We start from the raw sequence: 12,742 nt of genomic DNA, 5'->3' as shown, positions 1-12,742 counted from the left end.
GCTGTGGTCTTCTTTATCCAGCTTCTTGATCGCCGCCACCAGCTTCTGTTTGAAGTCAGCGGGCAAGTTATTGCTCACCAGGATTGGACCGTTCGGGATCAGCGGAGACTGCCAGATGATACGGATTTTCTTCATCAGGTCAGGTTGGTCCATACGCATCATGCGGCCAAAGGCACCAGAGGTATAACCCTTGTCGTAATCACCGATCATGGAGGTCCAGGTCACTGCGCCTTCGAACTGACCATTCAGCACACCCAGGATGTCCTGCTCATGGCCGCCAGAGAAGGTGACGCTGGAGAAGGTGTTATTGTACTTGTCGTCAACTGTGCCACCGAACTCTTTCTTGAACGCCTGGTTTGGCATCAGGAAGCCAGAAGTTGAATCCGGATCGGCCATGCCGAAAGATTTACCTTTCAGGTCTTCCAGTTTTTTGTACGGGCTGTCCGCTTTCACGATCACGACTGAGTGGTAACCCTGTGAACCGTCTTTGTCATCTACCACGATGCCGACGACATCAACCGCTTTCGGGTTCTGCAGATAGACGGAAGCGTAAGATGCTGGAGACATGCTCAGCACCATATCAATTTTGTTACCCAGCAGGCCCTGAATCACGCCTGAATAGTCAGACGAGTTGCGCATTTTGGTATCGACATTCAGCTCTTTATCGAAGAAATCTTTCACGCACTGGTTATCACCGATCTGCTGAGTGGCGTTCTGTCCACCCAAAATCCCGAGGTTCAATTCTTTTGGTGCATCCGCTGCGTTAACGCCAAAAGTCATTGCAACAGTCAATAAAGCTAAAGAGGTCAGTTTCATTCGTGTTTTTTCTCTTGCCGTGGAAGTTAGTGGAGCTGGTTAATTTCGTCGCCGTACAGCTCATGCAGCAAGCCATCGGTCAACTGAGAAGGATGTCCGTCAAACAGCACTTTGCCGCGCTGAATGCCGATAACACGGGTGCAGTACTGCTTCACCAGTTCAATCGAGTGCAGGTTCACCATCACGCTGATGCCCTGCTCACTCACCTGGCGCAGCACATCCATGATGCGTTTGGTGTTTTTCGGGTCGAGTGAGGCCACCGGCTCGTCCGCCAGCAGGATGCGCGGGTTCTGCATCAGCGCACGGCAAATCGCCACGCGTTGCATCTGTCCACCTGACAGATTCTCCGCACGCTGCAGCGCCTGCGGCAGCATATTCATCCACTGCAGCAGCTCAATGGCCTGCGCACGTTCCGCTTCGGAGAACACTTTGAAGAAGGATTTCAGGGTTGAGGTCTGGCTCAGGCGTCCCAGCAGGACGTTGGTCAGTACATCAAGACGCGGCACCAGACAGAAGTCCTGGAAGATCATGCCGCATTCGCTGCGCCATTCGCGCATCTGGCGGCTGTTGAGCGTCACCACATCACGCTCCGCTTCACCCTGACGATTGCTGAGAATCGCGCCCTGCGAAGCACTGATGGTGCCGTTCAGCATGTGTAACAGTGTCGATTTGCCTGCGCCTGAGCGACCAATCACGGCCACCAGCTCGCCCGCATGCAGATCGAAGCTGACATTATCCAGTACGCGGTTTTCGCCGTACGCCTTGCACAGTCCCTGTACCGACAGCACCTTGTTGCCTTGCCCGGCGTGCGGAACATAAGGATTGTCGATAACGGTTTTCAGTAATGCCTGTGCCATGTTGCACTCCATCTCGCTGAGGTCTTGATTGCCCGTTATTACGGGCAAATCCGATGAAGTCTTGATGACAGTAAAATGATTAAACAGTGACAGCGTGTGAGGAACCGACCGTGATGGTCTGACCGTCAGTAGCCGCCAGCACATTGTCCGGTAAGCGATTATTGAGTAACCAACTGTCCATCTCATGGCTCAGGTGGATAAGCCAGGCCTGGCGCGGCGCCAGCTGTTCAATAATCTGCAATGCGCGCGTCACATCATTATGATTGCGCACGCTTTCTCGCGGCGGGTCATTGCAGTCAATCACCAGCTGATCCAGCGGTTGACCATCAAGAAAATCTGCAGTGTCCGGGGGTAGTCCGCAGGTATCACACAGCCAGGCAAGCCGCGTACCATGCCAGTCGAACAGGTAGCCATAAGTGAGTTTTGAGTGCTGTAACGGCAGCGGCGTGACCTGCAACGTCCCGAAACTGTGAGGCACAAAAGGCGTGAGCGCGGAGCGGAAATCCAGCAGGCCCGGATGCTTAAACAGGTCATCACAGCCCTTCTCATCCGGTGGCGCCCACACCGGAATCGGTTCACCCAATCCCCAACGCAGGCTAAAGAGTCCCGCTACATGATCCATATGAAAATGGGTCAGTAAAATGCGGCTCAACTCGCCGGGACGAAAGCGCTGATGCAGATCGTGACGTCCGGCATCCAGCAAAATACGTTCGCTGCCGGTGTCAATCAGCGCACTGGTGGCAGCACGAGCGCGTCGTGGCTCAAGACGTGCACGTTCGCAAGCGTGGCAATCACAGCCAAACAGCGGCGCAGATTGCACGCCTCCAGTACCGAGAAAAGTGAGTTTCATGGCGGATGCTCCAGCAACTGGCGCAGCCGGTCGAGCGTATCGCTAAGTGCGCCATCGTTATTGAGCGGATGGCAGTGCGCAGGCAGCGGTTCTGCCGCACGCGCCAGCCGTTTACCGATTTCGGCTTCACTTTCACGTCCGCGCTGCCGTAAACGCATTTCCAGCACCGCCGGAGAGACTTGCAGCACCAGCGGCAACAGTTGTGCCCCGTAATGCTGCTCAACAATCGGCAAATGCAGACGTGAACCATTGACCAGCACATTTAAACCCCGCGCCAGCCAGTGATCGATCTCTTCTCCCAGACCGTAATACAGGCCGTGTGCCTGCCAGCTAATGGCAAACAATCCCAGTGTCTGACGCCGCCGAAACTCGGCCTCGCTCAGCGCCACATGGTTTTCGCCCCCGGCATCGGCCGGACGCGTAATGTAGCGATGGGCGATGACCAGGTTATCCGGCGGCGCTTCGCGTAGCGCATTCAACAGACTGTCTTTACCCGAGCCCGAAGGCCCGGTTAGCCAGATCAGGCGCGCCATCAGAACACCAGCCTGCCCTGCGACCAGACGTGGCGAATGTGAGGATGCCCATGTTCGGTATGCGCCAGCACCAGGTCGGCACGCATGCCTTCGCCAATCACTCCGCGATCGTGCAAACCAATAGCGCGAGCCGGATTACGTGTCACCAGCGCGGCGGCTTGTGGCAACGTCAGGCTGTTGCGCTCATCCGCCACTAAACGGAACACCGCGTCCAGCAGGCTAGCCGGGTAATAGTCGGATGACAGAATATCCAGCAGGCCATGGCTGGCCAGCTCCCAGGCTGCCACGTTGCCGGAATGCGAGCCGCCGCGTACGATATTCGGCGCGCCCATCAACACCTGCATACCGCATTCGCGCGAGGCGCGTGCGGCCTCCAGCGTGGTGGGGAATTCAGCAATGGTGCTGCCCACATCGTGTGATTCGGCAACGTGTGCCGCTGTGGCGTCATCGTGGCTGGCAATCGGAATGCCGCGCGAACGGCACAGGCCGGAAATGGCGTTGCGGTTCGGGGTGGAGAACTCAGCGGCCAGCGCCAGTTGCTCACGCTCGAACTGATCCATCTGCTCATCATTAAGCGAATATTTGCCCTGATAATAGAGGCGATACATCTCCAGTGAAGCGTACTGACGCTGACCTGGCGAATGGTCCATCAGCGACACCAATGACAGCTCCGGCGTACTCATCAGCTTTTCGAACAACGGCAGTGTGGTGTTATGGGGCAACTCACAGCGCAGGTGCAGATGGTGATCGACACGGTTAATGCCTTTGCGGTTACTGTCCTGAATCGCGTTGATCATCTTGCTCAGGTTCTCAATGCGATGACCGCCGTCGCGCACATCGCCGACACCAATGGCATCCAGCACCGTGGTAATACCGCTGGCGACCATCAGCGCATCGTGGCTACTCATTGCTGAGTGCGCCGGCCAGTCCACTTTCGGACGCGGCGTGAAGAACTTATCGAGGTTATCGGTGTGCAACTCGACCAGACCTGGCAGCAGGAAGGCGTTTTCGCCATCCAGTGCGCCCGCTAATTGGCTGGTACTGTCACTGAAACTGGCAATGCGACCCTCACGGATTTCCAGCGAACCGGTGACAACTTCATGTTCCAGCACCAAACGGACGTTATTGACGATCATGCTTCTGCTCCTGTTTTAACCGGCTGCATGACGTGCAGGCGATCGGCCACGCGTGCGCGCACCGCTTCGTCATGGAAAATACCCACAATGGCGGCACCACGGGTGCGCGCCTGTTCAATCAATTCCACCACCGCGGCGCTGTTGGCACTGTCGAGGGAAGCGGTAGGTTCATCCAGCAGCAGCACTGGATAGTCGGCGATAAAACCACGCGCGATGTTGACGCGCTGCTGTTCACCACCGGAGAAAGTGGATGGCGCGAGTGACCATAAACGCTCCGGCACATTCAGCCGTGTCAGCAGCTCTTTGGCACGTTTCTCGCAGAAAGCACGCTCCACGCCGCGCTCTAACAGCGGTTGCATTACGATCTCCAGCGTCGGGACGCGAGGGATCACCCGCAGGAACTGGCTGACCCAGCCAACGGTTTCGCGGCGAATCGCCAGTATCTGGCGCGCGGGAGCCTGTGCCATATCGATCCACTCACCCTGATGTTGCAGCCAGATATGACCGCTGTTGGCCTGATAGTTGCCGTACAGCGCGCGCAGTAAGGTGGATTTTCCGCTGCCGGAGCGACCGTGCAGCACCACGCACTCACCGGCGCACACTTCAAGATTGGCATCCTGCAGCACCGGCAGCTCGGCGCTGCTCTGGTTGTGCAGCACAAAGGTTTTGCTGAGTTTCTCTACGCGCAATAAAGGTTGCATGTTGATGTCCTGATGAAGTTAAGCCAGCACCGATGAAACCAGCAGTTGGGTGTAGGGATGGTGCGGATCGTCCAGCACCCGATCGGTCAGACCGCTCTCCACCACTCTGCCCTGCTTCATCACCAACAGACGGTGCGCCAGCAAGCGCGCCACGCCGAGATCGTGCGTGACAATCACCACCGCCAGATTGAGTTCACGTACCAGGGTACGCAGCAGATCCAGCAGTCGCGCCTGCACGGATACATCCAGTCCGCCGGTCGGCTCATCCATAAACACCAGCGTGGGCTGGGTCACCAGGTTGCGGGCAATCTGCAAACGCTGCTGCATACCGCCGGAGAAGGTGGTCGGCAAATCGTCGATGCGGTTAGCGGGGATTTCGACGTCCTGCAACCAGCGCATCGCCTCTTTACGGATATCGCCGTAATGGCGCTGGCCGACGGCCATCAAGCGCTCACCGATATTGCCGCCTGCCGTGACCTGCGGACGCAATCCATCCAATGGATGCTGATGCACCACGCCCCACTCGGTGCGCAGTAAGCGGCGGCGATCGCTTTCACTTAGCTGATAGAGATCCTGAGCGCGATAGAGAATGTTGCCCTGCTGTGGCGCTAAACGCGCCGACAGGCTGCGCAGCAGCGTGGTTTTGCCGGAACCAGACTCGCCCACAATGCCCAAGACTTCCCCTGGATAGAGTTCAAAGCTAACGTCTTCAAAACCTTTGCCTGGCGCATAGAGGTGCGTCAGATTGTTGACCGCAAGCAGCGGCTGTTCACTGTGCATGTTGTTGTTCCTGCTGCTGGTGGCAAAAATCGGTATCGGAGCAGACAAACATGCGCGTACCGGCATCATCCATGACCACCTCATCAAGGTAGCTGTGGCGTGAACCGCACAGGGCACAGGGTTCATCCCAGCTTTGTACGGTGAATGGGTGGTCGTCGAAGTCGAGGCTTTCCACTTTGGTGTACGGCGGCAGCGCGTAGATGCGTTTTTCACGGCCAGCACCAAACAGCTGCAGTGCGGGCATCATGTGCATCTTCGGGTTGTCGAATTTCGGAATCGGCGATGGATCCATCACGTAGCGATCGTTGACCTTGACCGGATAGGCGTAGGTGGTGGCGATATGGCCGTAGCGGGCGATATCTTCATACAGTTTGACCTGCATGATGCCGTACTCTTCCAGTGCGTGCATGGTGCGAGTTTCCGTTTCGCGTGGTTCGATAAAGCGCAGCGGCTCAGGAATCGGCACCTGGAAAATCAGCACCTGATCTTCCTGCAGTGGCGTCTCCGGAATGCGGTGACGCGTCTGGATCAGCGTGGCATCTTTGGTGGCTTCAGTGGTCGCTGCGCCGCTGACGCGCTGGAAGAAACGACGGATGGATACGGCGTTGGTGGTGTCATCCGCGCCCTGGTCAATCACCTTCAGCACGTCGCTGTCACCAATGATGCTGGCGGTGATCTGGATCCCGCCAGTGCCCCAGCCGTAAGGCATCGGCATTTCTCGTCCGGCAAACGGCACCTGATAACCCGGAATCGCTACCGCTTTGAGGATCGCGCGACGAATGGTGCGCTTGGTCTGCTCATCCAGATAGCCGTTGTTATAGCCGGTTAACTCACTCATCGTTTTGCTCCTGAACCTGTTCACGCAGCCGTTTCAGCAACTCCAGCTCCGCCTGGAAATCGACGTAATGCGGCAGTTTCAGATGCGAAACAAAGCCCGCCGCTTCCACGTTGTCGGCATGCGACAGCACAAACTCTTCGTCCTGCGCCGGTCCGGCAATACGTTCATCGTAATCGGGGGCCTGCAGGGCACGATCCACCAGCGCCATCGCCATCGCTTTACGCTCTGAGCGCCCAAACACCAGGCCGTAACCACGGGTGAAGTGCGGCGCACCTTCAGTTTGCGTGGTGAAGCCGTTAACCATTTCACACTCGGTCAGCAGGATTTCGCCGATATCAATCTCGAAGCCCAGCTCTTCCGGGCAGATTGATACGCTGAGATAGCCGGTGCGAATCTCACCGGCAAACGGATGGTTACGCCCGTAGCCACGCTGGGTGGAATATCCAAGCGCCAGCAGAAAACCTTCATCGCCGCGTACCAGCTGTTGCAGGCGTGCCGCGCGCGTCGCCGGATAACCGGGCGGCTCGCGGGTGATATCGCACGGCTCGCTGCCATCATCCTCTTCACGCGCCGCCAGACCCTCTTTGGTCATCATGCTGAACACGTGCGGACAGCGTTCAGGCAGTGCCTGATCGTCACGCAGTGCCGCCGAGGTTTCACCGTTGGCCAGCAACGTGAAATCGAGCAGACGATGGCTGTAATCGTAAGTGGGGCCGAGCACCTGGCCGCCCGGCAAATCCTTGTAGACCGCCGAAATACGACGTTCGATGCGCATCTCATCGGTTTCCAGCGCCATGCTGTCGGCCAGACGTGGCAAGGTGGTGCGATAGGCGCGCAGCAGGAAGATGGCTTCCACCAAATCGCCGCTGGCTTGTTTAATCGCTAAGGCCGCGAGCTGGGGATCGTAAATGCCGCCTTCGGTCATCACGCGATCCACCGCTAATCCCAACTGTTGCGCGACCTGATCGCAACCCAGTTCCGCCACGTCGCGGTCGCCACGGCGCAGATCGGCCTGAAGCTCATGGGCGCTGGCTATCGCCTTCTCGCCCCCTTTCACCGCAACGTACATCAGCACACCTCCACGTCAGTGGTGCGTGGCAAGGCCATCATCGCTTCACCGCAGGTGAAAATCAGATCCACGCCCAATGGGAACGGATGCGGACGCTCACGCAGATAAGTCAGAATCGCTTCCGGCAACTGTGGCGCGATGGCGCGTGATTCACGCAGGCCAGGGCCGGACAGGCGCAGGGTTAAACCCCCATTCAGGGAGGGCACTTCAATGATCAGCGTGGTACTTTTTTCCGGTGACATATTGTCGCCCGGCGCGAACTGCGCAGGATCCGGATTTGACGCTGCATGGGTTAAGGCAAACGGTGCATGGCGCTCTTCCACAATCGGCACACCGGTGTGGAAACGCAGGTTGTTACGCACGATTTCGCTGTCTACACGGCTATCCAGCCACAGCGCACTCTCCTGATCCACCAGCGTCAGCAGTACCGCCGTCGCGGCAGGAGACAAATCGCCCCAGCCCTGTTCCAGCGGCAGTGAGACCATCACGCCTGGCTCGCTCATGGCTTTCAGAATGCGACGAAAAGCACGCTGTGAATCGGCAACCGGATGGTTAAAACTGGCGAGTAATGTCATTAGTTATCTCCGCGTACCAGCGTAAAGAAGTCCACTTTAGAGCTGGCGATTTCACGTGCACGCAGCTGACGCTGCTCTTCACGCAAGGCCGCCAGCGGGGCAATCAATTTTTCCTGCAACAGCGCATGGGTTTCCGGCTGTTGCAGCAGCGCATCAATCACGGCGCAGCGTTCGGCATGGGCTTTATCGCGGCCCAGCACATAGCTGAAGCCAAGGGTGCCATCGTGCAGTTTCACTACGGCACGCGTGACGGTGGCATCGCCCATTACGAAGCGTTTGCCGCTACCGCCCATGCGCGCCTGCAAACGGGTTAAACCGGTTTCGGCGGGACGAATCGCTTCAAATTGTGCATTGAGGTGCAGCGACTGCCAGTGGGCATTTAGCTGGCTGGCTTCGCTGTGCGCGAGTACCGATAGCCAATGCTGGCGAGCGGTTTGCTGTTTCATTCATGCTCCAGAGTCAGTTCAATCATGTCGCCACGCGTCAGGCTGACGGAGTATTCCGCTACCTGACCGTCACGGTGTTTATTCAGGGTGCGCACGCACAGCAGCGGTGACTGCAGGGCAATCTCCAGCTGTTTACACTCTTTAGCCTGGGCGCGGCGGGTGCTGATTCGGGTTTGCGAACGCGTTAAATCGAGGCCAAGGTGCTGCTGCATAAAGTCATGCAGCGAGCCGTTCTGGAACTGCTGTATCGCCGGCCACCAGCTCAGTTCCGGCAGGAAGTGATTGATGACACACACCGGTACGCCATTGACGCGGCGCAGCGTGCGCAGATGAATCACGTTGTCGCCTTCATTAATGGCCAGTGCACTGGCCACGTCGCTGCTGGCCGGTCGCAGCACTGCCAGCAAACGTTCGCTGGTCGGATGGCTGCCCTGCTCCAGCAGGTTTTGGCTAAAGCGCGCCTGCGCATGCAAGGGGTAATCATAGGGACGCATCAACACCAGGATGCCGACGCCGTGACGGCGTTGCAGCAGCCCTTTGTTCACCAGTTCATCCACCGCGCGGCGCAACGTATGGCGGTTGACTTCATAGTGCTCGGCTAACTGCTGTTCGGAAGGCAGATAGTCACCGCAGCGATAACGCTCTTGCAGTGCCTGCTCCAGTTGGGCGGCGACCGCCTGGTAAACAGTGGTCGGATGTCTGGATATCTCCATCACGTTCAATACCTCATTCGCTAGGGTTGAGGAACGCAGCGACAAGTGCTGCGAGATGGCGACTACAGTGCGCGAGCCAGATGACAGCGCCGTGACGACTCAATGACGTGAGGATGAATTTGCTATAGGGCAGCAGGATCGAAGCGAAACGGCTGCGGTTGTGATAAAAAATTTTTAACTGTTGCCTTTGTGACAGTGTTCAAAAAATTATCGCTTATTTTCACCGCTTTATCGCTTTCCTTACTGGGTGAAGCTTGCGTAAAGTCTGCTAACGTTATTGATGAGCCCTCCTTGTCACGCGAACCTTAAAATGATTAATACAATCAAACTGTCAGATGGATTCAGACGCAATTTCGTTCGGGAAGTGATTTTGCCTTTGGTGGCGATTTTAGTTTTAGCCTTTGCCGGAGCAGGTGTTGGCTTGTTCTGGGGCAACTCGCTGAGCAATGAACAGGCTCGCGATCAACAGCAACGCATGATTGAGGCCTCCTTTAGCCAAAGTTTGAATGAACATTTGCGTCAGTTGCGCAGTTTGACTCGCTGGTCGCCTCTCGCTGACCAATTGGCGTTGGGCGTGCCGGATCAGAACTGGTTAGATCAAAATATCGGCGGCTGGCTTTATGACATGTTTGACCACCAGATGATTCTGCTGATGGATCGTAACAATCAGCCACTGGCGGTCTGACGTGAGGGTAAACGCGTATCCAGTGACAGCGTAGGGCAATACCTTAAAGACATGCTGGCCAGTCCGCTCGTTGTGAGCAGCGATGAGGTGGCGGGTCCCAACGATCGCGCCGATTTCGTGCGCATTGGGCAACGTGCCGCGGCCCTGGCCGTTGGCGATATCAGCAGCACCCGTGAAGCAGGCCGCTATCGATTAGTGAGTATCAAATTTCTCGATGATGGCTATTTACGTAATCTGGCGGATCGCAGCCAGCTGCAGCAGATGCATTTTAGCGATGGCGCGCCGCAGCCCGGAACAGATGCACTCTACCAATTGAATTCACAGCAAGGCGATGCCGTGGGTTACCTGAGCTGGCTACCGGATAAACCCGGTGCGCAGATGTTGCGCATGCTCGGCCCTTCAACACTGTTATCCGTGCTGCTGATTACACTGCTCTGTCTGTTTATGGTCAGGCGCATCTAAACCTCCTCTCTCAATCTGTCGCAATCTTTGCTTAAGCTCGGTGCCAGTGAAGCGCAAGCGCAGCATCTGGCTTTTCACGATGTGCTGACCGGGTTGCCGAATCGGGCGCTGGTGGAAGATCGGCTGACCCAGGCGCTGGCGGCATCCGCCCGGCACGATCAGCGTGTGGCGCTGCTGTTGCTTGATCTCGATCGCTTTAAAAACATCAATGATACCTATGGTCTTCATGCGGGCGATGAGTTGATCATTGAGGTGGCGCGCCGCCTCACGCACATCTTGCGTGCCAGCGATACCGTAGGACGCATCGGTGGGGATGAATTTATTGTGATGATGCCGGACGTCGATAACATCGGTCAGGTGCAGGCATTGGCAAAACGCATTATCAGTGAGCTGAGTGAAGCCTATGAGCTGCAAGGCAGCGAAGTCTGGGTTGGGGTTAGCATCGGGCTGGCGCTGGCCCCTAAAGATGGCATTGACCGCATGGAGCTGATGCGTAAAGCGGACATCGCGCTCTATGAGGCGAAAAACAGTGGTCGCGGCCAGTATCGCCAGTTCGAAAAAGTGATGGATGAATCGCTGCGCACCCGCCAGCAGATGGCGACGGATTTACGTCAGGCGCTGGTGAATTTCGATGGCCTGCGCGTGTGGTATCAACCCCTGATGGAGATCAGCGGACAGCGTGTGGTGGGATTAGAAGCCCTGCTGCGCTGGCAGCATCCGGTACGTGGTGATGTCTCGCCGGGTGACTTTATCGCCATCGCCGAAGAGACCGGGATGATCATTCCGCTGGGCGAATGGGTATTACGTGAAGCCTGTAAAACCTCACTGAAATTGCCGCAGGTGATTGTGGCGGTCAACGTTTCTCCCGTGCAGTTCCGCGCCAGTGGCTTTGTGGAGCGCATCGTTGAAATTGTGCGTGAAGAAGGCGCCAATCCGCATCATCTGGAACTGGAGATCACCGAAGGCGTATTGATTGAGGATGAGCACGAAGCGCGTAATAACATCATCGCGCTGCGTGAGGCCGGTTTCCGGATTGCGCTGGATGATTTTGGCACCGGTTATTCCAGCCTCAACTATCTCAGCACGTTCCCGGTCGACAAAATTAAGATTGATCGCTCCTTCACCCAATCACTGGGCGTGGCGCAAAATTCTGCGGCAATCGTTGAATCCGTGGTGCGTCTGGGTCACGCTATGGGCTTAACGGTGACCGCTGAAGGGGTCGAAACCGAAGGCCAGAAAATGGCACTGGCCGATGCGGGATGTAATCAGCTGCAGGGATATCTGTTCAGCCAGGCCGTACCGTTTGAAGAGATTGAAAAGATGATATAAATGCCCAGCGGGAGGAGAGTGTTCCGCCCTACGGGCATTGACGTCAAAACCGCGCCGCTCGCGTTTAATCCGGTTAGCGGTGGCGGCGCGATCTACCCTGCACCAGGGTTATGACGGAAAATCTGTATCAATCGACGTCTGTTTCCAGTCTTCGATCTGCGCCAGGCGCTCTTTCAACTTATTGGTCACCGCCTCATAACCCCATGCGCCCATCACCAAATGGCGCGGAGGATTGTCATGTTCGGTGATGGCAATCATCGCCGTGGCCGCGCGTGCCGGATCGCCGGCCTGGGTGCCGCTGTATTCAGACGTGGCTTTCATGCGCGCTGCCGCCGTGTCGGCATACTCCGGTAAGGTGCTCGGCGTCTGATGCAGCGAACGCCCCGCCCAGTCGGTGCGGAATGGCCCCGGTTCAACACAGGTAACATGAATGCCCAAAGGTGCCGCTTCAACCGCCAGTGAATCAGACCAGCCCTCCACGGCGTGTTTGCTGGCCGAGTAGTAGCCTGAGCTGGCAAAACCAATGAATCCGGCCACTGAGGTGATATTGATGACGTGTCCACGACGCTGTTTGCGCATCGCCGGTAATACCGCACGCGTTAAGGCAAACAGGCCAAAGACGTTGGCATCGAATTGATCACGGATCTCGCGATCATCACCCTCTTCGACTGAACTCTGATAGCCGTAACCCGCATTGTTGACCAGCACATCAATGGCACCGAATTTCTCCAGCGCCGCGTGAACCGCGCGATCGATACTGCTCTGATCGGTCACATCCAGTGCCACCGCAAGTGCATTGTCATGCCCCGCCACCAAATCCTGCACTTTCGCCGGGTCACGCGCGGTCACCACGGTGTGAAAGCCGCGCGCAATGGTCTGCTGCGCCAGCTCCCGGCCAAAGCCGGTTGAACAGCCAGAAATAAACCAAACGGGGGTGTTTGCTGAAGCCATA

The 12,742-nt window shown here is 57.0% G+C and carries 13 protein-coding genes and 1 pseudogene; 1 reads left to right on the top strand and 13 read right to left on the bottom strand.

What is annotated here, in order from left to right; genetic code table 11:
- From phnD to phnF, 12 genes are all read right to left on the bottom strand, one after another.
- The coding region (gene phnD, locus RT340_RS10225) for a phosphonate ABC transporter substrate-binding protein (protein WP_313375727.1) at positions 1-816 on the bottom strand (816 nt) is incomplete at its 3' end.
- A gap of 26 nt (positions 817-842) precedes the next feature.
- Complete coding sequence (gene phnC / locus RT340_RS10220) at positions 843-1,673, bottom strand: phosphonate ABC transporter ATP-binding protein (RefSeq protein WP_313375725.1); 831 nt, start codon at positions 1,671-1,673, stop codon at positions 843-845.
- Positions 1,674-1,752: 79 nt separating this feature from the next.
- Complete coding sequence (gene phnP, locus RT340_RS10215) at positions 1,753-2,523, bottom strand: phosphonate metabolism protein PhnP (RefSeq protein ID WP_283216699.1); 771 nt, start codon at positions 2,521-2,523, stop codon at positions 1,753-1,755.
- The gene (phnN, locus tag RT340_RS10210; RefSeq protein ID WP_160832763.1) at positions 2,520-3,056 is read right to left on the bottom strand and encodes a ribose 1,5-bisphosphokinase; all 537 of its coding nucleotides are present in this window, start codon (positions 3,054-3,056) and stop codon (positions 2,520-2,522) included. Before phnN ends, phnP begins: the two co-directional genes overlap by 4 nt.
- Positions 3,056-4,192: an alpha-D-ribose 1-methylphosphonate 5-triphosphate diphosphatase gene (gene phnM / locus RT340_RS10205; protein ID WP_097116716.1), complete on the bottom strand. Its 1,137-nt coding sequence runs from the start codon at positions 4,190-4,192 to the stop codon at positions 3,056-3,058. Before phnM ends, phnN begins: the two co-directional genes overlap by 1 nt.
- A complete protein-coding gene (gene phnL, locus RT340_RS10200) occupies positions 4,189-4,893 on the bottom strand; it encodes a phosphonate C-P lyase system protein PhnL (RefSeq protein ID WP_034824574.1) in 705 nt (234 codons plus the stop codon). Before phnL ends, phnM begins: the two co-directional genes overlap by 4 nt.
- Before the next feature lie 18 nt (positions 4,894-4,911).
- Positions 4,912-5,673, bottom strand: coding sequence for a phosphonate C-P lyase system protein PhnK (gene phnK / locus RT340_RS10195; protein ID WP_039332167.1), 762 nt, complete (start codon positions 5,671-5,673; stop codon positions 4,912-4,914).
- Positions 5,663-6,511: an alpha-D-ribose 1-methylphosphonate 5-phosphate C-P-lyase PhnJ gene (locus RT340_RS10190; protein WP_058962106.1), complete on the bottom strand. Its 849-nt coding sequence runs from the start codon at positions 6,509-6,511 to the stop codon at positions 5,663-5,665. Before RT340_RS10190 ends, phnK begins: the two co-directional genes overlap by 11 nt.
- Positions 6,504-7,580, bottom strand: coding sequence for a carbon-phosphorus lyase complex subunit PhnI (locus RT340_RS10185; RefSeq protein WP_313375718.1), 1,077 nt, complete (start codon positions 7,578-7,580; stop codon positions 6,504-6,506). The genes RT340_RS10190 and RT340_RS10185 overlap by 8 nt, the downstream gene beginning before the upstream one ends.
- Positions 7,580-8,155 carry a phosphonate C-P lyase system protein PhnH gene (phnH, locus tag RT340_RS10180; protein WP_034824582.1) on the bottom strand — a complete coding sequence of 192 codons (576 nt, stop codon included), beginning with the start codon at positions 8,153-8,155 and terminating at the stop codon, positions 7,580-7,582. Before phnH ends, RT340_RS10185 begins: the two co-directional genes overlap by 1 nt.
- Positions 8,155-8,601 (bottom strand): phosphonate C-P lyase system protein PhnG, encoded by a 447-nt coding sequence (gene phnG, locus RT340_RS10175; protein ID WP_034824584.1) that lies wholly within the window; start codon positions 8,599-8,601, stop codon positions 8,155-8,157. Before phnG ends, phnH begins: the two co-directional genes overlap by 1 nt.
- Positions 8,598-9,314, bottom strand: coding sequence for a phosphonate metabolism transcriptional regulator PhnF (gene phnF / locus RT340_RS10170; protein ID WP_211728359.1), 717 nt, complete (start codon positions 9,312-9,314; stop codon positions 8,598-8,600). The genes phnG and phnF overlap by 4 nt, the downstream gene beginning before the upstream one ends.
- 310 nt (positions 9,315-9,624) lie before the next feature.
- Here phnF and RT340_RS10165 point away from each other — a divergent pair.
- A pseudogene (locus RT340_RS10165) lies at positions 9,625-11,790 on the top strand (putative bifunctional diguanylate cyclase/phosphodiesterase).
- Positions 11,791-11,898: 108 nt separating this feature from the next.
- Here RT340_RS10165 and RT340_RS10160 read toward each other — a convergent pair.
- Positions 11,899-12,741, bottom strand: coding sequence for an oxidoreductase (locus RT340_RS10160; protein ID WP_313375715.1), 843 nt, complete (start codon positions 12,739-12,741; stop codon positions 11,899-11,901).
- Position 12,742: the final 1 nt, after the last annotated feature.

This window comes from Pantoea sp. CTOTU50773, from assembly GCF_032082325.1.
Classification (GTDB): domain Bacteria; phylum Pseudomonadota; class Gammaproteobacteria; order Enterobacterales; family Enterobacteriaceae; genus Pantoea; species Pantoea communis.
This window is presented reverse-complemented; position numbering and strand designations above follow the sequence as displayed.

What these genes read in the sequence shown, in the direction of transcription:
- phnC (WP_313375725.1), bottom strand. Translation starts at nt 1,673, where the DNA reads ATGGCACAGGCATTACTGAAAACCGTTATCGACAATCCTTATGTTCCG.
- phnP (WP_283216699.1), bottom strand. Translation starts at nt 2,523, where the DNA reads ATGAAACTCACTTTTCTCGGTACTGGAGGCGTGCAATCTGCGCCGCTG.
- phnN (WP_160832763.1), bottom strand. Translation starts at nt 3,056, where the DNA reads ATGGCGCGCCTGATCTGGCTAACCGGGCCTTCGGGCTCGGGTAAAGAC.
- phnM (WP_097116716.1), bottom strand. Translation starts at nt 4,192, where the DNA reads ATGATCGTCAATAACGTCCGTTTGGTGCTGGAACATGAAGTTGTCACC.
- phnL (WP_034824574.1), bottom strand. Translation starts at nt 4,893, where the DNA reads ATGCAACCTTTATTGCGCGTAGAGAAACTCAGCAAAACCTTTGTGCTG.
- phnK (WP_039332167.1), bottom strand. Translation starts at nt 5,673, where the DNA reads ATGCACAGTGAACAGCCGCTGCTTGCGGTCAACAATCTGACGCACCTC.
- RT340_RS10190 (WP_058962106.1), bottom strand. Translation starts at nt 6,511, where the DNA reads ATGAGTGAGTTAACCGGCTATAACAACGGCTATCTGGATGAGCAGACC.
- RT340_RS10185 (WP_313375718.1), bottom strand. Translation starts at nt 7,580, where the DNA reads ATGTACGTTGCGGTGAAAGGGGGCGAGAAGGCGATAGCCAGCGCCCAT.
- phnH (WP_034824582.1), bottom strand. Translation starts at nt 8,155, where the DNA reads ATGACATTACTCGCCAGTTTTAACCATCCGGTTGCCGATTCACAGCGT.
- phnG (WP_034824584.1), bottom strand. Translation starts at nt 8,601, where the DNA reads ATGAAACAGCAAACCGCTCGCCAGCATTGGCTATCGGTACTCGCGCAC.
- phnF (WP_211728359.1), bottom strand. Translation starts at nt 9,314, where the DNA reads ATGGAGATATCCAGACATCCGACCACTGTTTACCAGGCGGTCGCCGCC.
- RT340_RS10160 (WP_313375715.1), bottom strand. Translation starts at nt 12,741, where the DNA reads ATGGCTTCAGCAAACACCCCCGTTTGGTTTATTTCTGGCTGTTCAACC.